The organism is Shinella yambaruensis (assembly GCF_022899355.1).
Classification (GTDB): Bacteria; Pseudomonadota; Alphaproteobacteria; order Rhizobiales; family Rhizobiaceae; genus Shinella; species Shinella yambaruensis.
In genome coordinates, this window is sequence record NZ_JALJCK010000024.1 from 13,908 (window position 1) to 40,547 (window position 26,640).

The 26,640-nt window shown below is 66.6% G+C and carries 23 protein-coding genes and 1 pseudogene; 11 read left to right on the top strand and 13 right to left on the bottom strand.

Translation table 11 applies throughout. The annotated features are described in order from the left end of the window. Window positions 1-42 precede the first annotated feature (42 nt). A complete protein-coding gene (gene rarD / locus MUU56_RS31340) occupies window positions 43-987 on the top strand; it encodes an EamA family transporter RarD (RefSeq protein ID WP_245082740.1) in 945 nt (314 codons plus the stop codon). Window positions 988-990: 3 nt separating this feature from the next. After that, window positions 991-1,524, top strand: a complete 534-nt coding sequence (locus MUU56_RS31345; protein WP_245082742.1) for a GNAT family N-acetyltransferase — start codon at window positions 991-993, stop codon at window positions 1,522-1,524. Window positions 1,525-1,560: 36 nt separating this feature from the next. Here MUU56_RS31345 and MUU56_RS31350 read toward each other — a convergent pair whose 3' ends face one another. Further along, window positions 1,561-2,181, bottom strand: a complete 621-nt coding sequence (locus MUU56_RS31350; RefSeq protein WP_245082744.1) for an LOG family protein — start codon at window positions 2,179-2,181, stop codon at window positions 1,561-1,563. Window positions 2,182-2,340: 159 nt separating this feature from the next. On the opposite strand from MUU56_RS31350, the pseudogene MUU56_RS33000 reads away from it, so the two are divergent. Then, a pseudogene (locus MUU56_RS33000) lies at window positions 2,341-3,516 on the top strand (peptidoglycan-binding protein LysM); the annotation flags it as partial. Window positions 3,517-4,921: 1,405 nt separating this feature from the next. Continuing rightward, entirely contained in the window at window positions 4,922-6,817 is a 1,896-nt protein-coding gene (locus tag MUU56_RS31360) for an ABCB family ABC transporter ATP-binding protein/permease (RefSeq protein WP_245082749.1), read from the top strand. Here the strand turns inward: MUU56_RS31360 and MUU56_RS31365 are convergent, their stop codons facing one another. Beyond that, a complete protein-coding gene (locus MUU56_RS31365; RefSeq protein WP_245082752.1) occupies window positions 6,818-7,465 on the bottom strand; it encodes a VOC family protein in 648 nt (215 codons plus the stop codon). It lies immediately after the preceding gene. A gap of 541 nt (window positions 7,466-8,006) precedes the next feature. Between MUU56_RS31365 and MUU56_RS31370 the strand changes: the two genes are divergently transcribed. The 5 genes from MUU56_RS31370 to MUU56_RS31390 all read left to right on the top strand — a co-directional run bounded on the left by MUU56_RS31370 (window position 8,007) and on the right by MUU56_RS31390 (window position 12,994). Then, complete coding sequence (locus MUU56_RS31370; RefSeq protein WP_245082755.1) at window positions 8,007-8,705, top strand: phosphatidylserine decarboxylase; 699 nt, start codon at window positions 8,007-8,009, stop codon at window positions 8,703-8,705. A 100-nt stretch (window positions 8,706-8,805) separates the two neighbouring features. Further along, complete coding sequence (gene pssA / locus MUU56_RS31375) at window positions 8,806-9,657, top strand: CDP-diacylglycerol--serine O-phosphatidyltransferase (protein WP_245082758.1); 852 nt, start codon at window positions 8,806-8,808, stop codon at window positions 9,655-9,657. A gap of 138 nt (window positions 9,658-9,795) precedes the next feature. Next, window positions 9,796-10,251 (top strand): MarR family winged helix-turn-helix transcriptional regulator, encoded by a 456-nt coding sequence (locus tag MUU56_RS31380; RefSeq protein WP_245082762.1) that lies wholly within the window; start codon window positions 9,796-9,798, stop codon window positions 10,249-10,251. Window positions 10,252-10,376: 125 nt separating this feature from the next. Next, on the top strand, window positions 10,377-11,951 hold the full coding sequence (locus tag MUU56_RS31385) for an MFS transporter (protein WP_245082797.1): 1,575 nt from the start codon (window positions 10,377-10,379) through the stop codon (window positions 11,949-11,951). A 5-nt stretch (window positions 11,952-11,956) separates the two neighbouring features. Further along, complete coding sequence (locus tag MUU56_RS31390) at window positions 11,957-12,994, top strand: HlyD family secretion protein (RefSeq protein WP_245082765.1); 1,038 nt, start codon at window positions 11,957-11,959, stop codon at window positions 12,992-12,994. 188 nt (window positions 12,995-13,182) lie between these two features. Here MUU56_RS31390 and MUU56_RS31395 read toward each other — a convergent pair whose 3' ends face one another. From MUU56_RS31395 to alr, 5 genes are all read right to left on the bottom strand, one after another. Further along, complete coding sequence (locus MUU56_RS31395; RefSeq protein ID WP_245082768.1) at window positions 13,183-13,923, bottom strand: SDR family NAD(P)-dependent oxidoreductase; 741 nt, start codon at window positions 13,921-13,923, stop codon at window positions 13,183-13,185. Window positions 13,924-13,934: 11 nt separating this feature from the next. After that, window positions 13,935-15,428 carry an amidophosphoribosyltransferase gene (gene purF, locus MUU56_RS31400; RefSeq protein ID WP_245082771.1) on the bottom strand — a complete coding sequence of 498 codons (1,494 nt, stop codon included), beginning with the start codon at window positions 15,426-15,428 and terminating at the stop codon, window positions 13,935-13,937. Between the two features lie 194 nt (window positions 15,429-15,622). Continuing rightward, window positions 15,623-16,231, bottom strand: a complete 609-nt coding sequence (locus tag MUU56_RS31405; RefSeq protein ID WP_245082774.1) for a CvpA family protein — start codon at window positions 16,229-16,231, stop codon at window positions 15,623-15,625. A gap of 143 nt (window positions 16,232-16,374) precedes the next feature. After that, window positions 16,375-17,778, bottom strand: a complete 1,404-nt coding sequence (gene radA, locus MUU56_RS31410) for a DNA repair protein RadA (protein ID WP_245082781.1) — start codon at window positions 17,776-17,778, stop codon at window positions 16,375-16,377. Between the two features lie 122 nt (window positions 17,779-17,900). Then, entirely contained in the window at window positions 17,901-19,070 is a 1,170-nt protein-coding gene (gene alr, locus MUU56_RS31415) for an alanine racemase (RefSeq protein WP_245082783.1), read from the bottom strand. A 104-nt stretch (window positions 19,071-19,174) separates the two neighbouring features. On the opposite strand from alr, the gene MUU56_RS31420 reads away from it, so the two are divergent. Continuing rightward, on the top strand, window positions 19,175-19,777 hold the full coding sequence (locus MUU56_RS31420) for a hypothetical protein (RefSeq protein ID WP_245082785.1): 603 nt from the start codon (window positions 19,175-19,177) through the stop codon (window positions 19,775-19,777). Window positions 19,778-19,945: 168 nt separating this feature from the next. On the opposite strand, the gene MUU56_RS31425 is transcribed toward MUU56_RS31420, so the two are convergent. From MUU56_RS31425 to rpsF, 6 genes are all read right to left on the bottom strand, one after another. Then, complete coding sequence (locus MUU56_RS31425; protein ID WP_245082787.1) at window positions 19,946-21,445, bottom strand: replicative DNA helicase; 1,500 nt, start codon at window positions 21,443-21,445, stop codon at window positions 19,946-19,948. A 187-nt stretch (window positions 21,446-21,632) separates the two neighbouring features. Continuing rightward, window positions 21,633-22,919 (bottom strand): cyclopropane fatty acid synthase, encoded by a 1,287-nt coding sequence (locus MUU56_RS31430; RefSeq protein WP_245082789.1) that lies wholly within the window; start codon window positions 22,917-22,919, stop codon window positions 21,633-21,635. Between the two features lie 223 nt (window positions 22,920-23,142). Beyond that, complete coding sequence (gene rplI, locus MUU56_RS31435; RefSeq protein WP_245082791.1) at window positions 23,143-23,718, bottom strand: 50S ribosomal protein L9; 576 nt, start codon at window positions 23,716-23,718, stop codon at window positions 23,143-23,145. 20 nt (window positions 23,719-23,738) lie between these two features. Then, a complete protein-coding gene (locus MUU56_RS31440) occupies window positions 23,739-24,713 on the bottom strand; it encodes a YybS family protein (protein ID WP_245082793.1) in 975 nt (324 codons plus the stop codon). Between the two features lie 212 nt (window positions 24,714-24,925). After that, complete coding sequence (gene rpsR / locus MUU56_RS31445) at window positions 24,926-25,174, bottom strand: 30S ribosomal protein S18 (RefSeq protein ID WP_023515801.1); 249 nt, start codon at window positions 25,172-25,174, stop codon at window positions 24,926-24,928. A gap of 24 nt (window positions 25,175-25,198) precedes the next feature. After that, complete coding sequence (gene rpsF, locus MUU56_RS31450) at window positions 25,199-25,651, bottom strand: 30S ribosomal protein S6 (RefSeq protein ID WP_023515802.1); 453 nt, start codon at window positions 25,649-25,651, stop codon at window positions 25,199-25,201. Window positions 25,652-26,075: 424 nt separating this feature from the next. Here rpsF and MUU56_RS31455 point away from each other — a divergent pair, with 424 nt between their 5' ends. Beyond that, window positions 26,076-26,378, top strand: coding sequence for a hypothetical protein (locus MUU56_RS31455; RefSeq protein WP_245082795.1), 303 nt, complete (start codon window positions 26,076-26,078; stop codon window positions 26,376-26,378). The last annotated feature ends 262 nt before the right edge of the window (window positions 26,379-26,640 follow it).

Consider the following 26,640-nt stretch of genomic DNA (forward strand, 5'->3'; position numbering starts at 1 on the left):
GTATCCCGACGGAAAATCCATAAAATAACGGGATGCCACACCATGGCCGATGCAAAATCCACCAGCGGCCTCGAGACCGGCGATTCGCCGCGCGGTTTCGCCTTCGCCTTGACGGCCTATGTGCTCTGGGGGTTCCTGCCCTTCTTCATGAAGGCCGTCGCCCACATTCCCGCCTCCGAGGTGGTGGCGCACCGCATCGTCTGGTCCGTGCCGCTTGCCGGCCTGGTGCTCGTCTGGCTCGGCCGCACCGCCGATATCAAGGCGGCGCTGCGCTCGCCGCGCATGCTGGCCATGGCGACGCTGACGGCGACGCTCATCACCTTCAACTGGGGCATCTACGTCTGGGCCATCGGCGCCGGCCGCGCGATCGAGACGGCGCTCGGCTACTATATCAACCCGCTCTTCTCGATCTTCCTCGGCGCCGTCCTCCTGAAGGAGAAGCCCGACCGTGCGCAGATGGTGGCGATCGGGCTTGCCGCCTTGGCGGTGGCGATCCTCGCGTTCGATGCCGGCGGCCTGCCGTGGGTGTCCATCGGTCTCTGCATCTCCTGGGGGTTCTACGCCTTCTTCCGCAAGACGCTGCCGGTCGGCCCGAACCAGGGTTTCTTCCTGGAGGTGCTGCTGCTGAGCGTCCCCGCGATCGGCTATATCCTCTGGCTCGAATCTTCGGGGCAGGGCCATTTCGGCGATACGGGCGTTGCGGACGTGCTCTGGCTTCTGGCCTCAGGGGTCGTCACCGCCGTCCCGCTGATGATCTATGCCAATGGCGCGAAACTGCTGCGCCTTTCCACCATCGGCATCATGCAGTACATCGCGCCGACGATGATCTTCATCATCGCCGTCTTCGCCTTCGACGAACCCTTCGGCACGACGAAGCTCATCGCCTTCGCCTTCATCTGGGCCGCGCTCATCCTCTATTCCAGCTCCATGCTGCGCACGGCGCGGGCAAGGCGCCTTGCGGCGGCTGAGCTCAAGCCGGCGGAGTAGACGATGGCCGTCTTGCAGACGGCGCGCCTGACGCTCAGTCCCTGCCGCCCTGGCGACCGCGCGGATTTCATCGATCTGGAGCGTGATCCGCAGGTCATGCGCTTTCTGAACGGGGGATATGCCGTCGATCGCAAGACGGCCGACCCGAACGCGACCTTCCTCATGCCGACGGGCACGGAACCGTACGTTTGGACGGCGCGCCGGACGGCTGACGGCGTCTTTGTCGGGTGGTTCTGCCTGTGGCCGGAAAGCGAGACGCTGGCGGAGCTCGGCTATCGCCTGCGCCGGGCGGAATGGGGCCGGGGGCTGGCCTCGGAAGGGGCGTCCGCGCTCGTTTCCTGGGGCTTCGCCCATGCCGGCTATCAAAAGATCGTGGCGACCACGATGGCGGTGAACCATGCCTCGCGCCGCGTCATGGAAAAGATCGGCATGCGGCACGCCCGAACGGTTTCCGGCGACTTTCCCGATCCGATCCCGGGCAGCGAGCATGGCGAGGTATGGTACGAGATCGAAGGCTCGCAACAGCGCGGCGACTGACCGCCCGTCGCGCGGGCTTTCACGGCTCTCGATAAATCAGAGGCGGGCGATGATGTCCGCTTCGCCCTCGCGATCGACATGGCCCGCCCAATGGTCGACGAGCGCGGCGACGATCTCCTCCGGCTCGTCGATCACCATCGGCTGGACGAGATGGGCGGTGTGGATGAAGCCTTCGTCCGCCATATGCCGGATGAGTTTCAGCATCGGGTCCCAGAAGCCGCCGATATTGGCGAAGATCATCGGCTTGCGGTGGCGGCCGAGCTGCGCCCAGGTCATCACCTCGACGATCTCCTCCAGCGTGCCGATGCCGCCGGGCAGCGCCACGAAGGCGTCCGCGCGCTCGAACATCTTGTGTTTGCGCTCGTGCATGTCGGGCGTGACGATCAGCTCGCTGAGCTGGCCGAGCGAATGGCGGGTGGCCTCCATATCCACGAGGAATTGCGGTATGATGCCGGTGACGCGGCCGCCATGCGAAAGCACGCCGCTGGCGACCGCTCCCATGATGCCCTTCGTGCCGCCGCCGTAGACGAGGCGGAGATGGTTTTCCGCCATCGCCTGGCCTAGGCGGCGCCCGGCGGCGACATAGGCGGTTTCGCGGCCCGGCTGGGAGCCGCAGTAGACGCAGACGGATCGAATCGGCAGGGTTTGTTCGCTCATGACGGGATTCAGCCATCCGGCCGGCAGCCCGTCAAGGATAATGACGAAAAAGCACGGGGCACACGCCCCGGAACGTCCCGGGAACCTTGTGCAGAACATTGGGAATCGATAGCAATTTCAGGAGGGGACCCCCGGGAAACCGGGACAGAGAGAGAGTTGATGATGAAGAACAAGACCGGTCTGGTGGCCTTGATCGTGCTGGCGGCGGCAACGCTGCTCATGGTCTTCTTCGTGCTGCCCAACATGAACAAGGACAAGCCGGCGGAAACCCCGGTCGCAACCCTTACCACGACGACGACGCAAGGCGGCGGCGAGACCACGACGGCCGACGGCAAGCAGGCCCGCTCGACGACTGCAACCGGCGAGGCGGCGACGGGTGACGGCGCGACAGGCGATGCGGCCGCCGGCACCGAGGGCGAGAAGCCGGCCGACGCCACGGCGGGCGAGGCGGCAACGGCGACCCAAGAGATCGCCAAGGCGGAAACGACGCCGGCCGATCCGGCCGCCGGCTGGGTCACGCCTGCCTTCGATCTGCTGCGTGTCGAGCCGGACGGCTCCACCGTGATCGCCGGCCGCGGCCAGCCGAACACCACACTGGAGATCAGGAACGGCGAGACCGTCGTCGCAACGGCCGACATCGGCCCGTCCGGCGATTTCGCCGCCGTCTTCGAGCAGCCGCTTGCTGCCGGCGACTACCAGCTCACCTTGAGCACGAAGGACGACAAGGGCGCCTCGAAGACCTCGGAAGAGGTGGCGACCGTCTCCGTGCCGAAGGACGCCGGCGGCGACCTCCTTGCCATGGTCTCCAGGCCCGGCGAGGCGAGCCGCCTGATCACGGTGCCGGAAGCCGCGGAGAAGGCGGCCGGCGCGGCGGAAAAGACGATCGACCAGCCCGCCGGCGAGACCGCGGCGGCCAGTGACACGGGCGCCGCCGGTGCCGTGGCGGACGAGAAGCCGGCCGCGAGCGAAACGGCGGAAGCCGCCGGCGAGACCGCCGCCACCGCGGGCGAGGCCGCAACCGCCGGTGCAGCCGCGACCGAGACCGCGAACGGCACGGCCGGCACCGCGGCGACGGAAACGGCGGCCAAGCCCCAGGCGCGCGTTTCGGCCGTCGAGCTGGAAGGCGAGCGCATGTTCATCGCCGGCACCGCCAAGCCGGGCGCGCTGGTGCGCATCTATGCAGACGACCAGCTCGTCGGCGAGGCGAAGGCGGACGGCGAGGGCCGCTACGTGGCCGACGGCACGATCGATCTTTCGGTCGGCCGCCACACGATCCGCGCCGATGTGATGAGCCCCGACGGCGGCAAGGTCGAATTCCGCGCCTCCGTTCCGTTCGATCGGCCGGAAGGCGAGCAGGTCGCCGTGGTGGCGCAGGAGGATGCCGCGGGCGATACCGGCCCGGCGCTCGGCCTCATCGGCGGCGGCACGTTCGACAAGCTGCGTGCCGAGGCCGACAAGGCGGTGGCCCTGCTCAAGGGCCTTTATGCCGACGGCCGCGTGCCGACCGCCGAGGAACTGGCGGCTGCCCGTTCCGCGACCGAGATCGCGCTGAAATCGCTGGCCGAGTTCAAGCCCGGCCTCGAAGAGGGCGAGGCGGCCCGTGACATGGCGGCCAGGGCGTCGGCCGCCGCCGCTTCGGCGCTGGCCCGTCTCCAGGCCCTGCCGAAGGATGCCGCCGCTGTCGGCGGTGCCCTCGCGTCGATCGAGACGGCCGTCGCCGATGCGCTGGCACCGGCCATCGAGAAGGCAGAGGCCGTGGTGGGCGCTGCCTCGGCTGCGGCGGACAGCTCCATCGAGGCGCTGGCCGGCCAGGCGACCGCGCTCCAGCAGCAGTTCGTTGCGCTGTTCTCCGATGGCCGCAATGCGACGACGGCGGAGATCCAGACTGCCCGCACCGCGCTGGAAGGGGCCCTCAAGGGCATTACCGGCTTCACGCCGCCGGCCGGCACGGCCGCGGATGTGACGGCGGCGATCGAGAAGCTGAAGGGCTGGGCCTCGACCGCGCTCGACCGCCTTGCCGCGGTTCCGGCCGGCGCCGGCAAGGAGGCCTACCAGCAGGCACTCGTGGCGCTTGAGGGCATGCCCTCGCTGACCGCCGCGGCCAGTGCCGTGGCGGCTGCGGGCGAAGGCGCCGCCTCGGCGACCGGGGCCGCATCGACGGCCGAAACCGCGACAGCGGACAACGGTACGGCCAGCGCCGAAGGCACGCCGGCGGCGACCGGCGGCGAGAGCGGCACCGCCGCCTCGGGCGAAGCCGCCGCGACGGGCAGCGGCCAGGCGGTGGCCGAGGAGCCGGAAACGGTGGAGCAGGCCCCGCTGCAAGAGAGCAAGACCTCGGTCATCATCCGCCGCGGCGATACGCTCTGGCAGATCTCCCGCCGCATCTACGGCAAGGGCGTGCGCTACACGACGATCTACCTCGCCAACGAGGACCAGATCACCGATCCGGACCGCATCATCCCCGGCCAGGTCTTCGGCGTGCCGGACAAGACCGTGGAAAGCGACGCGGAGGCGGAGGAACTGCACCGCAAGCGCGTTCGCGGCGATTGATCCTCGGCAAGTCCGGCGCCGAAGCGGTTTTGCCGGAATTGCGCAAGGACAATTTCCGGCCGGCTGTTGCGAAGCGGCCGGCAAGGACCTATCTCCCCCCATGCGGCGCCCCACCGGGCGCCGCATTTTCATTCGGCAGTCCAGGACAAAACGAAGGCCGGGGCGTGACGGCGATCCGGCGGAGGCCAGCGTGGCGACGACCAGAAAGAAGACGGTTTCGGCCGACAGCAGCAATCCCCTCCACACGCTGGTGAACCTCTGGCCCTATATGTGGCCCTCCGACCGGCCGGACCTGAAGATGCGCGTCGTCTGGGCCTCGGTCTTCCTGCTTCTCTCCAAGATCGTGCTGCTGCTGGTGCCCTATTTCTTCAAATGGGCGACCGATGCGCTGAACGGCAGGGCGGATGCCGTCTCGCTTCTGCCGGCCTTCCTGCTCGGCGCGGTCATGCTGGTCTTCGCCTATAACGGTGCGCGCATCCTGCAGGCCGGCCTCAACCAGTTGCGCGACGCGCTCTTTGCAAGCGTCGGGCAATATGCCGTGCGCCAGCTCGCCTACCGCACCTTCGTGCACCTGCACCGCCTGTCGCTGCGCTTCCATCTGGAGCGGCGCACCGGCGGGCTTTCGCGCGTCATCGAGCGCGGCACCAAGGGCATCGAGACGATCGTGCGCTTCACGATCCTCAACAGCGTGCCGACCTTCATCGAGTTCCTGCTCACCGCCGCCGTCTTCTGGTGGGGCTACGGTCTGCAATATCTCCTCGTCACCGCCGCCACCGTCTGGCTCTACATCTGGTTCACGGTCAGGGCGAGCGACTGGCGCATCTCCATCCGCCGCTCGATGAACGACAGCGACACCGAGGCCAACACCAAGGCGATCGATTCGCTGCTGAACTTCGAGACGGTCAAGTATTTCGGCAACGAGGAGATGGAGGCCCGCCGCTTCGACCAGTCCATGGCGCGCTACGAGAAGGCGGCGACGCAGGTCTGGACCTCGCTCGGCTGGCTCAACTTCGGCCAGGCGCTGATCTTCGGCGTCGGCATGGCGGTGATGATGGCGATGTCGGCGCTTGCCGTGCAGCGCGGCGAGCAGACGGTCGGCGATTTCGTCTTCATCAACGCCATGCTGATCCAGCTCGCCATCCCGCTCAACTTCATCGGCTTCGTCTACCGCGAAATCCGCCAGGGCCTGACGGATATCGAGCAGATGTTCGACCTGCTCGAGGTGGAGGAGGAAGTGCAGGACAAGCCCGGCGCCGCCGACCTCGTCGTCGCCGACGGCGCGATCTCCTTCAAGGACGTGCACTTCGCCTATGATCCGGCCCGGCCGATCCTCAAGGGCGTCTCCTTCGACGTGCCCGCTGGCAAGACCGTCGCCGTCGTCGGCCCGTCCGGCGCAGGGAAATCGACGCTCTCGCGGCTGCTCTACCGCTTCTACGACGTGCAGCAGGGCGCGATCACCATCGACGGGCAGGACGTGCGCGACGTCACGCAGAAGAGCCTGCGCGCGGTGATCGGCATGGTGCCGCAGGATACCGTGCTGTTCAACGACACGATCGCCTACAACATCCGCTACGGCCGGCCGGACGCGAGCGATGCGGACGTGGCCGCCGCTGCCGAGGCGGCGCAGATCGGCCCCTTCATCCGCCACCTGCCGGAAGGCTTCAAGGCGATGGTCGGCGAGCGCGGGCTGAAGCTTTCCGGCGGCGAGAAGCAGCGCGTCGCCATCGCCCGCACCATCCTGAAGAGCCCGCCGATCCTCATCCTCGACGAGGCGACCTCGGCGCTCGACACCCGCACGGAGCAGGAGATCCAGGCCGCGCTCGACGTCGTGTCGAAGAACCGCACCACGCTCGTCATCGCCCACCGCCTCTCCACCGTCATTTCGGCGGACGAGATCATCGTGCTGAAGGACGGCGGCATCGCCGAGCGGGGCACGCACAGCGAGCTGATGCAGCGCGACGACGGCCTCTACGCCTCCATGTGGAACCGCCAGCGCGAGGCCGTGCAGGCCGAGGAGCGCCTGAAGCAGGTGCGCGAGAGCGACGAGCTCGGCGTCATCCTGCGCGGCGCGCCGGCGGCCGAGTGATCACTCCCCGGGCGCGGCAAAGAGGATCAGGTTGCCGTCGGGGTCGATCAGGATGAAGGTGCGCGTGCCCCAGGGCTGCGTCATCAGCGTGCTGTGGAAGGTCACGCCGGCCGTCTGATAGTCGAGGAAAAGCGTCTTGATCGCCGCCGCGCTGTCGAGCGTGATCGAGGCTGACAGCAGGTCCTCCCGTCGGCGGACATCGCCGAGGAAGACGGGCTCGCGCACCAGCCGCAGGCAGAGCCGTGCCCGGTCGCGCGCGACGACCCCGTAGAACGGCGGATCGCCATAGGTAAAATCGACGGAAAAGCCGAGTTTTTCCGTGAAGAAGGCGAGGGAGGCGGCGAAATCGGTCACGTAGAGCACCGGCTCCGCTCCGCTGAGGATCGGGCCTTGCGGCATGTTTTCAGTCGTGCTGCGCATGGTGGGGGGTCCTGTCCTGAGCGCCGGCCAATCCGGAAACCCGTTCTGGCGGGCGACGAGCGCCTGCGCATCGGCAAGCGAGAACGAGGCATCCAGTACCTCCCGATCCGTCAGATGCCGGAAGCGGGGCAGGGTGGCGCGGATGACCGCCGCCACCGGATGGTGTCGCTCGCGATGCCAGCGCAGATATTGCTTGGCCTGCTTGCGGAGGTTTTCGAGGTTCGGCATGGGCGCGGCTAAGGTTTCGGTCGTAGGTGGGCATTGCCCCTTCGGCTCCCGCCGATGCGCCCTAGGGTCTGTACTCCATCAGGATAGGTGTTCTGTTGTCATGGACGGGATTGGATGGAAGCAAACAAGCGCAAGGCAAGGCCCCTTGGCCTTGTCGAGCATTGTTTGCGATCAGGCGGCCCGTCCATGACAACCCCTCGGGCAAGCCGCATTTTGTGCCTGCGGGCGTCGGAAAGGTTTGAAAATGGAGCACATTTCCTGCACCTTTCCTCCTACTCAGGCACAAAATGCGGCTTGCAGAACACCTATCCTGATGGAGTACAGACCCTACAGCAACGGTGAAAGTGTGCCCGCAGCGGCTGGCGCTTGTCAACCGCAGGGCAGGGGACCGGGCATCGGGGCTGCCGCGGAACCTTTTCCGCGCCCGCTGGGTTGAGCCCGGGGAAGGGCCGCCTGCTGGGGGCTAATCGCCACGCCGCATTGCCCCCATCGCCATTTCACGCTAGGTCGATGGCGTGAAATCATCAGGAGATGTCGGAAGATGAGTTTGGTCGATACGATACGCAGCACCCTGGTGCCGATCCATCGGGAGGGCTGGAAGTTCGTGGCCGGCTTCTTCGTCGCCTCGCTGCTGCTCGGCGCGGCCTGGGAACCGCTGATGTGGATCGGCTTCGTGCTCACCGCCTGGTGCGCCTATTTCTTCCGCGATCCCGAGCGCCTGACGCCGCAGGATGACGATCTTGTGATCAGCCCGGCCGATGGCCGCGTCTCTGCCGTCGCCATGGTGACGCCGCCGGCCGAGCTGGAGCTCGGCGACCAGCCGATGCTGCGCATCTCGGTCTTCATGAACGTCTTCAACTGCCATGTGAACCGCGCGCCGATGCGCGGCCGCGTTGCGCGCGTCGCCTATCGCGCCGGCAAGTTCCTGAATGCCGACCTCGACAAGGCGAGCCAGGAGAACGAGCGCAACGGCCTCGTCATCGAGAGCGCGCACGGGCCGATCGGCGTCGTGCAGATCGCCGGTCTCGTCGCCCGCCGCATCCTGTGCTGGACCAACATGAACGACAGCCTTGAGGCCGGCGAGCGTTTCGGCCTCATCCGCTTCGGCTCGCGCCTCGACGTCTTCCTGCCGGCCGGCGCCCAGCCGCGCGTCAGCGTCGGCCAGACGGCGATCGCCGGCGAGACGGTGCTGGCGGAATTCGGCTCGGCCAAGGGGCCGGTGGTCAGCCGCAGGGGATGAGGAAACGAGGATATAGGCAGTAGCCAATAGGGTTCGAAAAACTATCTTCTACTGCCTACTGCCTACTGCCTACTGTCTGAAAACAGCGAAGCGAAAAGCGATGGACACACCCTTTCCGCCTTATGAGCCGAATGGACCGAACGACGAGGCGCGGGGGCCGCGCCTGCGGGAGATTCCGCTGCGCGTCATCATTCCGAACGTCATCACGGTGCTTGCCATCTGCGCGGGCCTCACGGGCATCAGGCTCGCCTTCGAGAACCGCTATGAGCTCGCCGTCGGCATGGTGCTGCTCGCGGCCTTTCTCGATGGCATCGACGGGCGCGTCGCGCGCCTCCTGAAGGCCACCTCGAAATTCGGCGGCCAGATGGATTCGCTCGCCGACATCATCAATTTCGGCGTTGCCCCGGCGCTCGTGCTCTATGTCTTCATCCTCGACCAGGCGCGCTCCTTCGGCTGGATCGCGGCGTTGATCTACACCATCGCCGCGGGCCTGCGCCTTGCGCGCTTCAACGTCATGGCCGAGCGCGAGACCAAGGCCAAATGGCAGACGGAATATTTCGTCGGCGTGCCGGCCCCCGCGGGCGGCATGCTGGTGCTGCTGCCGGTCTATCTCGGCTTCCTCGGCCTTGCGCCGAGCCCGCTCTTTGCCTACCTCGCCTCCGGCTACACGGTGCTGATCGGCTTCCTGCTGGTCAGCCGCCTGCCGGTCTGGTCCGGCAAGTCGGAAGGCAGCCGCATCCGCCGTGATCTCGTGCTGCCGGGTATCCTGCTCGTCGTGCTCTATGTCGCGACCCTGATGAGCTTCACCTGGGAGACCATGGTGGTGACGGTCGTCGCCTACCTGGCGACGCTGCCGTTCGGCGCCCGTTCCTGGCAGCGCAAATATGGCGGCTGGACCGCGCCGGTGACGCACGGTGCCAGCGAGTTCCCCGAGGAGCCCGACGGGCAATAGTCCTCGCCCGGCCGTCACATCCGCGTGAGCCTTGCCCAAGCCCTGTCCGCTCGTCGCGGGCGGGGCTTGATTTCCTGCTGTAGGTCGACTAACTAGCCTTCAAATAGATAGCAAGCTAATTGTTTTTGGGCTACCGAGATGAGCATATCCGATCCGCACGAGCGTATCCTCGACGACCTTTCCCGCGTGCAGCGCAAGATGCGCGCCCTGTTCGATGCCCGCGTGAAGGAGCGGGGGCTGACGCTGCCGCGCGCCCGCGCGCTTCTGATCCTCGGCCGCGGCGTCAATCTCAACCAGCGCGAGCTGGCCGACGAGCTCGACATCGAGACGCCGACGCTCGTGCGCCTGCTCGACGGCATGGAGAAGCAGGGCTTCATCGAGCGCCAGTCGGTGGAAGGCGATCGCCGTGCCAAGCAGATCGTCATGACGCCGCGCGGCGCCAAGGTCGCCGAGGAGGTGCTGGATCTTGCCCGCTCGCTGCGCGCCGACGTGCTGAGGAGCATCTCGGCCCATGACATGTCGACCACCGTCAAGGTCTTCGCCGCGATGTCCGACAATATCGCGAAGAGCTGTCGGGAGAGCGTCGAGGCATGAGCACCGGTCCCGCCCAAGGCGGGCGCGAGGGAGAGGGCGAACCGCCGCAATCCGGCGCGGAGGAGCCGGCCGGCGAGAAACCGGCCGGGGAGACGCCTGCCGCCGCTCCGCCCCCGCCACCGCCCATGGCGCCGCCGCGCGCCGCAGCCTACATGGCCGCCTCCACCCTGCTTGCCATGACGCAGGGCTTCGGCATGAACCTCGTCGCCGCTAACATCCCGCAGCTCCAGGGCCCGTTCGGCGCCACCACCGCTGAGGCGACCTGGCTGATGGCCGCCTACATGGCTCCCAACGCCTCGCTCTCGCTGGCGCTCATCAAGATCCGCAACCAGTACGGCCTGCGTCCCTTCGCCGAACTCGGCATCGCCGTCTTCCTCCTCGTGTCGGTGGCGCATATCTTCATCACGGACCTGCATTCCGCCCTCGTGCTGCGCTTCTTCGCCGGCATCGCGGCCGCGCCGCTCTCCTCGCTCGGCTTCCTCTACATGCTGGAGGCCTTCAGCCCGGCGCGCAAGCTGACGATCGGCATCTCGCTCGCGCTGACCAATATCGGCCTCGCCGCCCCGCTCACCCGCTTCGTCTCGCCGGCGCTCATCGATCTCGGCGGCGTGCGGGCGCTGCTGCATTTCGAGCTGGCGCTCGCCATGCTCTCCTTCGCGGCGATCTATCTCCTGCCGCTGACGCCGCCGCCGCGGGTGAAGGTCATCGAGAAGATCGATATCGTCAGCTACCTGTTCATCGCCGTCGGCTTCGGCGCGGGCGCCGTCGTGCTCGTGCTCGGCCGGCAATATTGGTGGCTGGAGGCCCGCTGGATCGGCGAACTGCTTGTCGTCATGATCGGCGCGCTCACCATCGCCGCTGTCATCGAGCTCAACCGGGAGAGGCCGCTGATCGACCTGCGCTGGCTGTTCAGCCGCGAGATGCTGCACTTCGCCGCCGTGCTGGTGCTGTTCCGGCTGATGCTCGCCGAGCAGACCGCCGTCGCCGGCAATTTCTTCCAGATCACCGGCCTGCAGAACGACCAGCTCACCGGGCTCTACGGCATGGTGGCGCTCGCCACCGCCGCGGGCGGCCTTCTCTGCGCGGCCATCCTGAAGCCCGGCCGGGAGCCCGGCATCCACATGGCGGCGCTTCTCCTGATCGGTGTCGGCGCCTTTCTCGACAGCCGGGCGACGAACCTGACGCGGCCGGAGCAGATGTATCTGAGCCAGGCGATGATCGCCGCCGGCGGCAGCCTGTTCCTGCCGCCGGCCATCGCCTCGGGCTTCACGCTGGCGCTGCGCAAGGGGCCGCAATACATCCTCAGCTTCATCGTTGTCTTCCTGGTGACGCAGAGCCTCGGCGGCCTTGCCGGCTCGGCGCTGTTCGGCTCCTTCATCACGCTGCGCGAGAAATTCCACTCGAACATCCTCGCCGAGGCGATGACACTGGCCGATCCGCTGGTCTCGGGCCGTGTGGCGCAGCTTTCCGCGGCCTATGGCCACACGATCACCGATCCGGCCGTGCTGAAGGCGGAGGGCGTCGCGCTGCTCGGCCAGCAGGTGACGCGGGAGGCCAATGTGCTCGCCCACAACGATGCCTTCCTCGTCATCGCGCTGCTCGCCGTCGGTGCCGCGACGGCGCTTGCCATCCACATGCTTTACATCCGTATCAGAGAGGCCGGCGCCCGCAGCGGCGGGCCGGCGGCCGTTGAAGGTTGACCGAAATGAAGACTTACATCCGCAACACCGCCACCGCGCTCGCCCTCGTCCTCGGCGTGGCCGGCATCGGCGCGGTGCTCTACGCCTGGCAGCTGCCGCCCTTTGCCAGCGAGGTCCAGACGACGGACAACGCCTATGTGCGCGGCTACGTGACGCTGATCAGCCCGCAGCTCGCCGGCTATGTCACGGACGTGTCCGTGAAGGACTACGAGACGGTCAAGGCCGGCGCCGTGCTCGCCCGTCTCGACGACCGCATCTTCCGCCAGAAGGTCGAGCAGGCCAATGCCACGCTCGCCAGTCAGAAGGCGGCGCTCGCCAATTCCGAGCAGCAGGAGAACGCCGCCAGGGCCCGCATCGGCGCGAGCGAGGCGGCGCTCGACAGCGCGACCTACGCCAAGCGCCGGGCGGAGGAAAGCTGGAACCGCATCGAGGAACTGTCGAACAAGGGCATCGCCACCCAGAGCGACCGCGAGCAGAGCCGCACCACGCTCGACCAGGCGGAGGCCGCCATCGCGCAGGCGCAGGCGAACCTTGAGGTCTCCCGGCAGGACCTGCAGACGATCATCGTCGGCCGCGATTCCCTGCGTGCCGCGGTGGCGGGCGCGGAAGCCTCGGTGGAGCTTGCCAAGATCGACCTCTCCAACACCGTCATCACGGCTCCGCGCGACGGTGCGGTGGGCGAGGTCGGCGTCAAGCTCGGCCAGTATGTCGCCGCCGGCACGCAGCTCATGGCCGTCGTTCCACACGACACCTGGGTCATCGCCAATTTCAAGGAAACGCAGCTCGCCTATATCAAGCCGGGCCAGAAGGTCGAGGTCAGCGTCGATGCGCTGAAGCACGCCACGCTGACCGGCCGTGTCGAGCGCTTCTCGCCCGCCACCGGCTCGGAGTTCAGCGTGATCAAGCCGGACAACGCCACCGGCAATTTCACGAAGGTCGCCCAGCGCGTGCCCGTGCGCATCGCCATCGACGACGGGCAGGACCTGGCGAAGTACCTCGCGCCGGGGCTTTCGGTGGTGGTGACGACGGTGGTGGAGGAATAGGAAAATTTCAGCGCGTGCCGCCGGGCTCTGCGGCGATTGCCCCTCACCCTAACCCTCTCCCCGCAAGCGGGGAGAGGGGACTTGCCCCGCAAACGGTCATTGTCTGAAGAAACGGCGCGGCATATCTCCTTCTCCCCGCTTGCGGGGAGAAGGTGGCCGGCAGGCCGGATGAGGAGCAATTCCCGGAATCACTCCGGCAAACGATAATCCAGCAGGCGCCCCTGGCGCATGTCGAACAACTTCCCCGTCTCGGCATAATCCGGCGCGACCAGCGGCAGGATGGCCCTGGCGACTTCCGAGGGATGCTGCACGGTCGACGGGTCCTCGCCGGGGATCGCCTGGGCGCGCATGGCGGTGCGGGTGGCGCCGGGATCGAGCGCGGTGATGCGGAGCGCCGTGCGCTGCGTCTCGCCGGCCCAGGTGCGCGCCAGCGCCTCGACGGCGGCCTTGGAGGCCGAGTAGGGCCCCCAGAAGGGCTTGCACTTGTGCGCGGCGCTGGACGAGAGGATGACGGCGCGGCCGGCGTCCGACTTCAAGAGCAGCGGCTCGACCGAGCGGATGAGCCGCCAGGTGGACGTGACGTTGATCGTCATCACCCTCTCGAACACCTTCGCCTCGACATGGCCGATCGGCGAGATCGTGCCGAGCACGCCGGCATTCGCCACGAGGATGTCGAGCTTGCCCCAGCGCTCGAAGATCGAGCCGCCGAGCTTGTCGATCGCCGGCATGTCGGCGAGGTCGAAGGGCACCAGCGTCGCCGCGCCGCCGGCGGCCTTGATCGCATCGTCCAGTTCTTCCAGGCCGCCGACCGTGCGGGCGCAGGCGATGACATGCGCACCGGCCTTCGCGAGTTCGAGGGCGGTGAAATAGCCGATGCCGCGCGACGCGCCGGTGACCAGCGCGAGGCGGCCTTTCAGGTCGATGCTCATGATGTCTTCAATTATCCGTTGCTTGCCAGAACCGAGACCTTCCGTCCCATCGTCTCACCTTCCTTGTCAAGGAGGCGCGTCGGATAGTCGCCGGTGAAGTAGTGGTCGGTGAACTGCGGACGGGCCGGGTTGCGGTCCTCGCCGCCGACGGCGCGGTAGAGCCCGTCGATGGAGAGGAATTCCAGCGAATCCGCGCCGATATACTTCGCCATCGCCTTGACGTCGTTGTACTGGTTGGCGAGCAGCTTGTCCCGGTCGGGCGTGTCGATGCCGTAGAAGTCGGGGTAGAAGATCATCGGGCTGGCGACGCGGATATGCACTTCCTTCGCGCCCGCATCGCGGATCATCTGCACGATCTTCAGCGACGTCGTGCCGCGCACGATCGAATCGTCGACGAGGATGACGCGCTTGCCGGCGATCATCGCGCGGTTGGCCGAGTGCTTCAGCTTGACGCCGAAGGCGCGGATCTGCTGTGTCGGCTCGATGAAGGTGCGGCCGACATAGTGGTTGCGGATGATGCCGTATTCGAACGGGATGCCGCTCTCCTGCGCATAGCCGAGCGCGGCGGGCGTGCCGCCGTCCGGCACCGGCACGACGACGTCGCCCTCGACCGGGTGCTCCTTGGCAAGGTTCATGCCCATGTTCTTGCGCGCCACATAGACCGAGCGGCCGCCGACGACGGAATCGGGGCGGGCGAAATAGACATATTCGAAGAGGCAGAGGCGCTCCGGCTGCGGGTTGCCCGATTTCTTGGCCTCGATGGTGATCGAGCCGTCCGGCTGGATCTCGCAGACGATGATTTCGCCGTTCTCGACGTCACGGATATATTTCGCGCCGATGATGTCGAGCGCGCAGGTTTCCGAGGCGAAGATCGGCTTGCCGTCGAGCTCGCCCATGACGAGCGGGCGGATGCCCGTGGGGTCGCGCGCGGCGATCAGCTTGGTGCGGGTGATGCCGAGCATCGAATAGCCGCCTTCCATCTGGCGGATGGCGTCGATGAAGCGGTCCGTCGTGGAGGTGTAGCGCGAGCGGGCGATGAGGTGGAGCACGACCTCCGTGTCCGAGGTCGACTGACAGATCGCGCCGCCGGCGATGATCTGCCGGCGCAGCGTCAGGCCGTTGGTGAAGTTGCCGTTATGGGCGACGGCGATGCCGCCGACTTCCAGTTCCGCAAAGAGCGGCTGCACGTTGCGCAGCGCCACTTCCCCGGTGGTGGAATAGCGGGTGTGGCCGATCGCCATGTTGCCGGGGAGCTTTGCGAGTGTCACCGGGTTCGTATAGTGGTCGCCGACGAGGCCCATATGCTTTTCCGTGTGGAACTGCTTGCCGTCGAAGGAGACGATGCCGGCGGCTTCCTGGCCACGGTGCTGCAGCGCGTGCAGGCCGAGCGCCGTCAGCGTCGCGGCTTCCGGATGGCCGAGAATGCCGAAGACGCCGCACTCCTCGTGAAGCGTATCGCCGTCGAGATCGTCGTCGTGGCGGCCGGGAAACTGGAAGTCGCTCATTGCTGCAAGCCTTTGCTCGGGACCGTAAGAGGTTGCACGGGGTTCTGGGTCGTTCGGCAAGGCCCATATGGGCATTGCCGAAAGCATTTGCCACCGAGGCCCGGAAGCGTCAGTGGCTGATGATCTATCCTACCAAAAAATCGGGGAGCCTGCCTTCGCCATTTCTCGCGAGTGTCGGCTCCCCTGATCGCTTGTCATCCGTTCGTGGCGGGCGTCTCTTCGGCGGGCGCCTGGTTCGTGCCGCCGGTGGCGCCGTCCGGGTCCTCCGTGCCGCCTTCGCCCTCGGCCGGCTTGCCGCGCAGGCGGTCGAGGATCGTCGCGTCGGCGTCCTCCGGCAGGAGCGCCACGAGGCGCGAGCCGAGATTGTCCAGCAGCGGCTTGGACTTCGCCGTGGTGACCCAGGAGGGCTGCTGCTGCGGGGCGACCAGCCAGTTGAAGAACAGCATGGCGACGACGACGAGCAGGATGCCGCGGGCCGCGCCGAACAGGAAGCCGAGCGTGCGGTCGAGCGCGCCGATGCGGCTGTCGATGATGAAATCGGCAATCCGCATGGTGATGAAGGAGATCACGATGAGCGCGACGAGGAAGACGGCGGCGGCCGAGCCGACCATCGCGACCGTGTCGCTCGTCGTATAGTCCTTCGCATAGGGCAGGAGGACCGGATAGAGGAAATAGGCGGCTGCCGCGGCACCCACCCAGCTGGCGACGGAAAGCACCTCGCGCGAGAAGCCGCGCACCATCGCCAGCACGGCGGAGAACAGCGCGACGCCGATGACGATACCGTCGAGAATTGTGATGGGCATGTTCGTCCTACTCCAAACCCGAAATGTCGTCGGGCCCCGTACCGCTCAAGCGGGGGGCACCTTAGCGGAAGGCGTGTCCGTCGTCTCAGTTCGGCACGATGCCGCCCCATGTTTCCCACAAGGCTTTGTCGACCACCGGGGCGTCAAACGTCCTCGTCCTCCCGCTTCAGGGCGCTTTTCGATCCGGCAATGCGCGCCACCAGGTCCGGCAGGCTGTCTATCTCGTTCCAGCGGCCGCCGGCGCCCTTGGGCAGATCGGCGGAGCCGGCAGGGAGCACGGCCTGCGAAAAACCCAGCTTTTCCGCCTCCTTGAGGCGCTGGGCGGTGTGCGCAACCGGGCGAATGGCGCCCGACAGGCTGACTTCGCCGAAATAGACGCAATCGGCCGGAAGGGCAAGACCGGCAAGCGAGGAAACCAGCGCCGAGGCGACCGCAAGATCCGCCGCCGGTTCCGAGATGCGATAGCCGCCCGCCACGTTGAGGTAGACGTCGTGCTGCCCGAGCCGGACGCCGCAATGGGCCTCCAGCACGGCGAGGATCATCGAGAGCCGCGCCGAATCCCAGCCGACGACCGCCCGGCGCGGCGTGCCGAGGGAGGTGGGGGCGACGAGCGCCTGCACCTCGACCAGCACCGGCCGCGTGCCTTCCATGCCGGCGAAGACCGCCGCGCCCGGCGATTTGGCATTGCGCTCGCCGAGGAAGAGTTCCGACGGGTTGGAGACCTCGCGCAGGCCCTTGTCGGACATTTCGAAGACGCCGATCTCGTCCGTCGGGCCGAAGCGGTTCTTGACGGTGCGAAGGATGCGGTAGTGGTGGCCGCGGTCGCCCTCGAAATAAAGGACGGCGTCGACCATGTGCTCGACGACGCGCGGGCCGGCGATCTGGCCTTCCTTGGTGACATGGCCGACCAGCACCATGGCGGCGCCGGTCTGCTTGGCGAAGCGGATCATCGCCTGCACGCCGGTGCGCACCTGCGTCACTGTCCCGGGCGCGGCCTCGGCTGTATCGCTCCACAGCGTCTGGATCGAATCGATGATGACGAGGTCCGGCCGCTTGCCTTCGCCGACGGTGGCGAGGATGTCCTCGACATTGGTCTCGGCGGCAAGCAGCACGTCGGTCTCGGCGGCCTGCAGGCGCTGGGCGCGCAGGCGCACCTGCGCCACCGCCTCCTCGCCCGAGACGTAGATGATGCGGTGGCCGCGGCGGGAGAGGGCGGCGGCGGCCTGCATGAGGAGGGTCGACTTGCCGATGCCGGGATCGCCGCCGATCAGCACGGCCGAGCCGCGCACGAAACCACCGCCGGTCGCCCGGTCGAGTTCGCCGATGCCGGTGTGGATGCGCGGCGCCTCCTCGATCTCGCCCGAAAGCGCCGTCAGCGCGACCGGCCGGCCCTTCTTCGGCACCTTGCCGGGGCCGGAGCCGATGCCGCCCATCGGGTCTTCCTCGACGACGGTGTTCCACTCGCCGCAGCCCTCGCATTTCCCGACCCAGCGGGAATGCGCGGTGCCGCAGTTCTGGCAGACGAATTGGGTGCGGGCTTTCGCCATCGGGTCTCGCTTTGCGAAATGCTGTGTCTGACGCAATCCCGGACGGAAAACCGCTTCGCCCTCTTCCTGGAACTGCTTTGGGAATCGCTCCGCAAGCCATTAGCACAAAACAGGAACATGTCCTATTTTTTCGCGGCCTCGTAGCGCCGTTCGTAGCGGCTGCCGAGGCTGGTCAGGAGTTCGTAGTCGATCGTGCCGCCGGCGCGGGCCACGTCCTCGATGGGCATGTTGCGGCCGAAGAGCTCGATGAAGTCGCCGGCCCGGACGCTGCCCTGCGGCAGGTCCGTCACGTCGAAATGCGTGAGGTCCATGGTGACGCGGCCGATCAGCGGCACCATGCGGCCGTGCAGCACGCCGCTGGCGCCCGGGATATTCGTCTTGCGCAGCGGCACGCCGGAGCCGGAAAGCGCCCGCATGTAGCCATCCGCATAGCCGACCGCGGCGACGGCGATGCGCGTGTCGCGGGAAAAGACGGTGGTGGCGCCGTAGCTGACGCTTTCGCCGGCCTTCGCCTCGCGCACCTGCAGGATGCGCGCCTCGGCGGTGACGACGGGTTTCATCGGGTTTGGCACGTCGTTGACGGCCGCCCCGCCATAGAGCGAAATGCCGGGGCGGGTGAGGGTGAAGTGATAGTCCTCGCCGAGGAAGATGCCGGCCGAGTTGGCGAGCGTCGCATCGATGCCGTCGAAGGCGTCGACGGCGGTGCGGAAACGCTGGAGCTGCTGGCGGTTGAGCGGGTGGTTCGGGTCATCCGCGCAGGCGAGGTGGCTGAGCAGCATGATCGGCGAAAAGCTCGCCGGCCGCGCGACGTCGCCGGCAAGCGCCAGCGCATCCTCAACACGCAGGCCGAGCCGGCTCATGCCGGTATCGACATGCAGCACGCAGGGATGGTCGCGTCCGTCGGAAACGGCGGCCATGAAGACGGCGAGCTGTTCCTCCGAGGCGATGACGGGCACGAGGTCGAATTCGAAGAACAGCCGCTCGGAGCCGGCCCACATGCCCGACAGCACATAGAGGCGCACATCCGGCAATACGGCGCGCAGCGCCGCGCCTTCCGCGGGCGTGGCGACGAAGAAGTCGCGCGCGCCCGCCATGTGAAAGGTCCTGGCGGCCGGCTCCAGCCCGATGCCGTAGGCGTCGGCCTTCAGCACCGCGGCGGTGCGGGCGGCGCCCGAGCGCCGCGCCATCGCGCGCCAGTTGTCGGCAAGGGCCGAAAGGTCGATGGTCAGGCGGGCATGGTCCTCGCCGGCGACGGGCAGGGTGGATCGGGCGTGCGTGTGGTGCGTGCTCATCTTCCTGAAATACAGCCTGTGGACCATGGCGGCAATACGCTCGCCTGCCGCATTGCCGCGGGGCGGGGCCGCCTCTATGGTGCGGCGCCGAAAGGGAGAACATCATGCGGGGAGGGATGAAGGCGGCCTTGGGAGCGATGGCGACCGTCCTTGCGGGCCAGGCCCCGGCGGCGGCGCAGGACGCTCCCACGGATGCCGGCATGCGCGAGGCGCATGCCGTGCTGCTCGGCCTTGCCCAGGACGGCGTGGCGCCGGTGCGCGAGGCCGGCGCGGACATCTACTATTCGATCGTCGACAATCCCAACGCGCCGCGGCTGGTGACGCGGCTGGAAGTCTCCGGCGCGCCCTGCCGCGCCCGCACGATCTCCGCCCTGCAGTTCCCGGAAAGATGGGCGACGCTGACGATCGGCCTCATCGACCTCAGCCGCGTGACGACGGCCATCGCCTACGCCTCCGTCGACGACATGATCGCGGAGGCCAGGCCCGTTCCGCTCGCTTCGCCCGAAGCGGAGCAGGTCGTGCTGACCGGAGCGGGACTTTACTGTTCGAGCCGCCTGTCGCTCTCCGGCAGGAGCGATGCCGCGGACGAAACCTGCACGGACAGGCTGGACCTGCCGATGATGGACGAGGAGCAGAAGGCGCGCGGCCGGCAGGTGCTGGCCATCGTGGCGGACTTCTGCAAGGCCCCGGCCTTCGGAGGGAAGTGACGGGCGACAGGGAAACGCCTCATCCGGCCTGCCGGCCACCTTCTCCCCGTAAACGGGGAAGAGGATGTGCCTGTGCCGGTTTCCCCGATCAATGACCGCTCGTGGGGCAGGTCCGCTCTCCCCGCTTGCGGGGAGAGGATTGAGGGTGAGGGGCAAGCGCCCTGTCCGTCAGTGCTCGTACTGGCTGAAAGACGGGTCGGCGAGGTCGGTGAAGCGAGTGTATTCCGACTGGAAGGCGAGTTTCACCGTGCCGGTCGGTCCGTGGCGCTGCTTGGCGATGATGACGTCCGCCGTGCCCTTCACCTTCTCGAACTGCATCTTCCATTCTTCGTATTTCGGGTCGAACTCGTCGCGCGGCTCGAGGTTCTTCACGTAATATTCCTCGCGGAACACGAAGAGCACCACGTCGGCGTCCTGCTCGATCGAGCCCGATTCGCGAAGGTCGGAGAGCTGCGGGCGCTTATCCTCGCGGCTTTCCACCTGACGGGAAAGCTGGGAGAGCGCGATGATCGGCACGTTCAGCTCCTTGCCGAGCGCTTTCAGGCCCGTGGTGATCTGGGTGATCTCCTGCACGCGGTTGTCGCTCGATTTGCCGGAGCCGGTCATCAGCTGGATATAGTCCACCACAAGGCAATCGAGGCCGCGCTGGCGCTTCAGGCGGCGCGCGCGGGCGGAAAGCTGGGCGATGGAGATGCCGCCGGTCTGGTCGATATAGAGCGGGACCTTCTGCATCATTTGGCTGCAGGCGACGAGCTTTTCGAAGTCGGCCTCGGAAATGTCGCCGCGGCGGATCTTCGAGGACGAAACTTCCGTCTGCTCGGAGATGATGCGGGTGGCGAGCTGCTCGGAGGACATTTCGAGCGAGTAGAAGCCGACGACGCCGCCGTTCTTCGCCTTGAACGAGCCGTCCGCCTGGACTTCCGGCTCATAGGCGGCGGCGATGTTGTAGGCGATGTTGGTGGCAAGCGAGGTCTTGCCCATGCCGGGACGGCCGGCAAGCACGATGAGGTCCGAACGCTGCAGGCCGCCCATGCGGGCGTCGAGCGAATGGATGCCGGTCGAGATGCCCGACAGCGAGCCGTCGCGCTCGAAGGCGGCGCCGGCCATGTCGATCGCCAGCGCGACGGCATCGTTGAAGGACTGGAAGCCGCCGTCGTAGCGGCCCGTCTCGGCCAGCTCGAACAGGCGCCGTTCGGCGTCCTCGATCTGGGTCTGCGGCGGCATGTCGAGCGGCGCGTCATAGGCGATGTTGACCATGTCCTCGCCGATATTGATCAGCGAGCGGCGCAGCGCCAGGTCGTAGATCGCCCGGCCGTAGTCCTCCGCGTTGATGATCGTCACGGCCTCGGCGGCAAGACGCGCGAGATATTGCGGGATCGTGAGATCCCCCACCTTGCCGTCGGCCGGCAGGTGCGTCTTCAGCGTGATCGTCGTCGCGATCTTGCCCATGCGGATCGTGTCGCCGGCAAGCTCGTAGATCTTGCGGTGCAGCGGCTCGTTGAAGTGCATGGGCTTCAGGAAGTCCGAGACGCGGTAATAGGCATCGTTGTTGACGAGGATCGCGCCGAGCAGCGCCTGCTCCGCCTCGATGTTGCTGGGCGCCTCGCGGTGATGCAGCTCCGCATTGTCGCGGCCGGCCTGGCTGAGCTTGCGCACGGCGTCGTTCATCGTCCCGAATCTCCCCATCCCTGTTTGCGAAGGCCGCTGGTTTGGTTGCTTTGCCGCCGGGGGTCAAGCGCTTCCGACTCACCCCGTCCATTAAGCCCGGTCTTAGACTTTTCCACAGGCGGCAGGGACACAGCAAGCCCGGATTCCGCCGGGCCTGCTGGCTTTCGGTTGACACCGCTTCCGAATCTCAGAGCGAGGCCTCCTGGGGGAATTGCCGCGCGCCGCGCCGTTCGCCCTTCGGATTGCCTTCATGCGCCTTGAGGCAATCCTCGCCGCGCCCGATATATTCGCGCGTCAGCGGCACGGCCTGCTGGTCGTGCGCCAGCTGGAGCTGGAAGACGACGAGGTTCTGCCAGCGGAAGGCGCTTTCGGAGGCGGCGAGATAGAACTCCCAGATCCGGCAGAACTTCTCGTCGTAGAGCGCCTTTGCCTCCTCGCGCCGGGCCATGAAGCGTTCCCGCCAATGGCGCAGCGTTTCGGCATAGTGCAGGCGCAGGATCTCCACGTCCGTCACGGCAAGGCCGCTCTTTTCCACAGCCTGCATGACCTCCGAGAGGGCCGGGATATAGCCGCCGGGGAAGATGTACTTCTCGATGAACGGATTGTTGGCCGAGGGGCGGTCCGTACGGCCGATCGTGTGCAGCAGCATCACGCCGTCCCGCTTCAGGAGCGCGGCGCTCTTCCTGAAGAAGGTGAGATAGTTCGGCCGGCCGACATGCTCGAACATGCCGACGGAGACGATGCGGTCGAACGGACCTTCCGTGTTGCGGTAATCCTGCAGCAGGAAGTTCACCTCGCCCGTCAATCCGGCCTCGCGCGCCCGCTTTTCCGAAAGGGCGTGCTGCTCGTCGGAGAGCGTCACGCCCGTCACCTTGGCGCCGAGCTGGCGGGCGAGGTAGAGCGCCATGCCGCCCCAGCCGCTGCCGATGTCGAGCACGCTCTGGCCCGGGCGGTTGATGTTGAGCTTGGCCGCGATGTGGCGCTTCTTGGCGAGCTGCGCCTCGTCGAGCGTCTGGTCGGGCCGCTCGAAATAGGCGCAGGAATATTGCCGGTCCTGATCGAGGAAGAGGTCGTAGAGCGCGCCGGTGAGGTCATAGTGGTGCTGGACGTTCCTGCGCGAGCGCACGATGCTGTTCTTCTCCCGCGCCCAGCGGAAGAGATAGCGCACCCGCTCCAGGAGACGGTTCCAGCGGCTGTCGTAATACTTGAAGTCGGGATTGCCGGTAAAGACGGTCTTCAGGAGGCCGTAGATGTCGCCCTCCACGATGTCGATATCGCCGGTGCCATAATGGTGCCCGAGATAATAGGCAGGGTCGAAGGCAAGGCCCCAGACCGCTTTCTTCGTGTTGAGACGCATATGGACGGGGTTTCCGGTGCCGTCGCCGAAGCGCTGGCGGGTGCCGTCCGGATAGGTGATCGTCAGATTTCCAGTCTCGACGAGGCGGGAAACGAGGGCCTGTACAATGAATTTCATTCGCTAAACTCCGTCGCGCTTAAAAAATCTGGCGGAACGGGTCTGGTCGGAAACCGGCCTGGAAGCGGCCCGACCGCCAATCCAGTCTAACGATCTATAAATATTGATGTGAAAAGCCGGATTTCAAGCCGTGCTTTTTGGCCATCGAAAAAACAACGGGCCGGCAGAGCCGGCCCGTCAGGCTGTCAATTGGGGAGCCGGCAGGGCCGGCCCACGTCCGATATCAGGCTTCGTCGTCTTCGCCGTCGGCTTCCGGATCGAAGAAGTCTTCCGGCTTCAGGGCGTCCTCGTCCACGCCGTAGATGGCGTCGGCGGAGGTCAGGCTTTCGCCCTTTGCCTGGCGCTCGGCTTCGTCGGCGGAGCGGGCGACGTTGATTTCGATGGTGATCTCGACTTCGGCATGCAGGTGCAGGACGACCTTGTGCAGGCCGATCGCCTTGATCGGGGTGTTGAGCTCGACCTGGTTGCGGCCGACGTTGAAGCCTTCGGCAGCCAGCGCCTCGATGATGTCGCGGGCAGCGACCGAGCCGTAGAGCTGGCCGGTTTCGCCGGCGGAGCGGACGATGACGAAGGACTTGCCGTCGAGCTTCTCGGCGACCGACTGGGCTTCCGATTTGCGCTCGAGGTTGCGGGCTTCGAGCGTCGCACGCTCGGATTCGAAGCGCTTCTTGTTGGCTTCGTTGGCGCGCAGCGCCTTGCCGAGCGGCAGCAGGTAGTTACGGGCAAAGCCGTCGCGAACCTTCACGGTTTCGCCCATCTGGCCGAGCTTGGCGATGCGTTCGAGGAGAATGACGTCCATTTCGAGTTCCTTTCTGAATGTCAGGTGTTCTGGTTTTTCTTCTCTGCCGGGCCGGCGGGCGTCAGCGCGATGGTGCGCCGCGTGTCCATCAGGCCCAGAATGAGGATGGCGAAGACCGGTATCGTGAAGAGCAATACGGAGAGATAGGCGAACCACAGGGCAAACAGCCGCCACGGCTTGCCGCGCGTCCTGAAGTGCAGGCTCGCGAAGCCGGCAAGCACGAAACCGGCCCCGAAGGTGCCGCAGACGAGCGCGCCGATGATCGCCGGCACGCCGCCCATGAAGGCGAGGACGAGGCCGGCGAGGAAGAAGAAGATCGCGTTGCGGTGCATGCGCAGCGTCGAGGGCATGTCCTCGCGCGGGCGAAGGCCCCGGCCGGAGACGCGCACGATGAAGGTCGCGATGTAATAGGCCGCAAACAGCAGGAAGACCCAGAGCGCGCCCTGCACCAGCGGCAGGGCCAGCGCGAAGATGGCTTTCAGCTGCGCGACGGCGGCGGCATCGGGGTTGTAGAGCGGCTCCTGCGCCTTCAGCGTCTGGATGACGATGTCGACGAGCTGGCTCGCCATGGCGCTGTCGTAGCCGACGATCGCGCCGACGGCGATCATGCCGAGCGTGACCATGACGGCGAGATGCGCGAGGATGTTGGACAGCGGATACCAGGCGAGCGCGTCTTCCGGGCCGCCGAGTTCGGAGGCGGGACGGGCGAGGTTCGCGAGGTTGGAAAGCCAGCCGGCCGGGATCAGCGTGATGATGACGATCAGAAGCGCGAAATGCGAGGAGACCAGCATGGAGGCGGTCGCACCGCCGGCAAGGACGGCGATCAGCGCGCTGGCATTGCCCCAGCCGAGGCCGGCAATGAGAATGGGAAGGGCGGACGCGGCGTAAAGCACGATCGCGAGAGTCGACTGCGCATTCGCGCTCAGCGAAAGCAGAGCGGCGGTCACACCGGCAATCAGGCCGGTCGCAATCGATGTCGGCGTCAGGGTCTTCACGGCTTCGCTGTCCTGTCCGGTCAGACAGTTAGAGGAGTTTCCTGACAAACCTGTTCAGGACCGTCTCCCCAACATGGGATTTTGACCTCTTTCAAGGTCGGCGGCTCCGATCCGCGCCCAACGCGGAAGGGAAATGGGGAAGGCGGCGGACCGTCTTCCCCTTGAGTCAAGCATCCCGGCCCGACGTCGAGTCAGGCCGCAGAGTCACGTCCTTACGCTACGACGTAGGGCAGCAGGCCGAGGAAGCGGGCGCGCTTGATCGCCTTGGCGAGTTCGCGCTGCTTCTTCTGGGAAACGGCCGTGATGCGGGACGGGACGATCTTGCCGCGCTCGGAAATGTAGCGCGACAGGAGACGGACGTCCTTGTAGTCGATCTTCGGAGCGTTCGCGCCCGAGAACGGGCAGGTCTTGCGGCGGCGGTGGAACGGACGGCGTGCCGGAGCGGAAGAAACATCAGCCATAGTCAAAATCTCCTTCTGCTTCGATTATGCGCGGTCTTCGCGGGCCGGACGGTCGCCACGCGGCGGGCGGTCGCCGAAGTCGCGGCGCGGACGGTCGCCGAAATCGCGGCGCGGGCCGCGGTCGTCGCCATCACGACGCGGACGGTCGTCGCGGTCGCGCTTCTGCATCATGGCCGACGGGCCTTCCTCGTGGGCTTCCACGGCGATGGTCATGTAACGAAGAACGTCTTCGTTGATGCGCATCTGGCGTTCCATCTCGTGGATGGCGGCGGCCGGAGCGTCGATGTCCATCAGCGCGTAGTGCGCCTTGCGGTTCTTCTTGATGCGGTAGGTGAGGGACTTGAGGCCCCAGTTCTCGACCCGGCCGACCTTGCCGCCGAGCGATTCGATGACACCCTTGTACTGTTCGACGAGAGCGTCGACCTGCTGGGCGGACACGTCCTGGCGGGCCAGGAAGACATGTTCGTAAAGAGCCATGTGGCTTTGCCTTTCTTGCGTTTACACCCGAAACCGGCGCCAAGCCTCAACGACAGTTCTCAAGGGCTTCAAGAAGCCGAAGCAAGAAAAGCGTTAATCCAGACGGTCGAGAGCGGAGACACGGGAGGCCGGAGCCCTTGGCTCCAAACGGCAATCTTTCGGATCGCCGGCCCTCCGTTCAGCCACCAGCCGATTGACCGGGTGTGTTGAACAGCGCGCCTTATACGGATTTTCCGGCCGAAAGCAAGACCCGGGGCCAAATACAGGATTCCGGGCCGGAAATGCGCGCTGCCTCGTTTTGCGACAGGACGGGAACCAAAATCGAGACGCCGCGTTGTTCATCCCGATCCAACCAGATGGAGTGACCGAAATGCAAGACCCGAACCTTGTCAATCGTCCCCCGGAAGATCGTGCGACGCGTCCGGTGGATGACCGCGGACCGACCGTCGTGAACCAGAGCGGCGGAAGCGGTACGGGCGGCTGGGCCGTCGCCGTGATCCTCGCAGTCCTCGTCGCGGTGGGCATCTTCTATTTCGTCGGCAGCGGAACGCCGGGTGACGGCGTCGACCCGAACGCCAACACGTCGGCCATCGGCACGACGGATACGGCGCCGGCCGGCGGCACGGCCACGGATGGCCAGACGGGCGGTGCCACCGGCACGCAGCCGCTGGAAAGCCAGCCGGACGCTGGCGGTGCCGAGGGTGGTGCAACCACCACAACCCCGTAACGTAACCCGCATGGGGCAAACGAAAAACCCGCCGGAAACGGCGGGTTTTTTGATCTTTGGTCGAGCCTGCCCGCGTGGGTCCTCGGCTCAAGGCCGAGGATGACGGAGAGGAGGCGGAGTTTCCGAGGCATCGAACGGTGCGGCATGCGGCACCGTTTTTTGCGGTCCTCTTCCGTCTCTTCTTTCGTCATCCTCGGGCTTGACCCGAGGATCCTGTGTGTTTGGTCTGATGTAAGATGGTTGCGGGAAGGAGGCCGAGAGG

Bases quoted from the DNA above. Each gene is read 5' to 3' on its own strand.
- MUU56_RS31365 (WP_245082752.1), bottom strand. From the start codon at position 7,465: ATGCCGAACCTCGAAAACCTCCGCAAGCAGGCCAAGCAATATCTGCGC.
- MUU56_RS31350 (WP_245082744.1), bottom strand. From the start codon at position 2,181: ATGAGCGAACAAACCCTGCCGATTCGATCCGTCTGCGTCTACTGCGGC.
- MUU56_RS31370 (WP_245082755.1), top strand. From the start codon at position 8,007: ATGAGTTTGGTCGATACGATACGCAGCACCCTGGTGCCGATCCATCGG.
- MUU56_RS31420 (WP_245082785.1), top strand. From the start codon at position 19,175: ATGCGGGGAGGGATGAAGGCGGCCTTGGGAGCGATGGCGACCGTCCTT.
- MUU56_RS31345 (WP_245082742.1), top strand. From the start codon at position 991: ATGGCCGTCTTGCAGACGGCGCGCCTGACGCTCAGTCCCTGCCGCCCT.
- MUU56_RS31385 (WP_245082797.1), top strand. From the start codon at position 10,377: ATGGCGCCGCCGCGCGCCGCAGCCTACATGGCCGCCTCCACCCTGCTT.
- MUU56_RS31405 (WP_245082774.1), bottom strand. From the start codon at position 16,231: ATGCCCATCACAATTCTCGACGGTATCGTCATCGGCGTCGCGCTGTTC.
- rarD (WP_245082740.1), top strand. From the start codon at position 43: ATGGCCGATGCAAAATCCACCAGCGGCCTCGAGACCGGCGATTCGCCG.
- radA (WP_245082781.1), bottom strand. From the start codon at position 17,778: ATGGCGAAAGCCCGCACCCAATTCGTCTGCCAGAACTGCGGCACCGCG.
- MUU56_RS31430 (WP_245082789.1), bottom strand. From the start codon at position 22,919: ATGAAATTCATTGTACAGGCCCTCGTTTCCCGCCTCGTCGAGACTGGA.
- rpsR (WP_023515801.1), bottom strand. From the start codon at position 25,174: ATGGCTGATGTTTCTTCCGCTCCGGCACGCCGTCCGTTCCACCGCCGC.
- MUU56_RS31425 (WP_245082787.1), bottom strand. From the start codon at position 21,445: ATGAACGACGCCGTGCGCAAGCTCAGCCAGGCCGGCCGCGACAATGCG.
- MUU56_RS31380 (WP_245082762.1), top strand. From the start codon at position 9,796: ATGAGCATATCCGATCCGCACGAGCGTATCCTCGACGACCTTTCCCGC.
- rplI (WP_245082791.1), bottom strand. From the start codon at position 23,718: ATGGACGTCATTCTCCTCGAACGCATCGCCAAGCTCGGCCAGATGGGC.
- MUU56_RS31395 (WP_245082768.1), bottom strand. From the start codon at position 13,923: ATGAGCATCGACCTGAAAGGCCGCCTCGCGCTGGTCACCGGCGCGTCG.
- MUU56_RS31390 (WP_245082765.1), top strand. From the start codon at position 11,957: ATGAAGACTTACATCCGCAACACCGCCACCGCGCTCGCCCTCGTCCTC.
- rpsF (WP_023515802.1), bottom strand. From the start codon at position 25,651: ATGGCTCTTTACGAACATGTCTTCCTGGCCCGCCAGGACGTGTCCGCC.
- pssA (WP_245082758.1), top strand. From the start codon at position 8,806: ATGGACACACCCTTTCCGCCTTATGAGCCGAATGGACCGAACGACGAG.
- purF (WP_245082771.1), bottom strand. From the start codon at position 15,428: ATGAGCGACTTCCAGTTTCCCGGCCGCCACGACGACGATCTCGACGGC.
- alr (WP_245082783.1), bottom strand. From the start codon at position 19,070: ATGAGCACGCACCACACGCACGCCCGATCCACCCTGCCCGTCGCCGGC.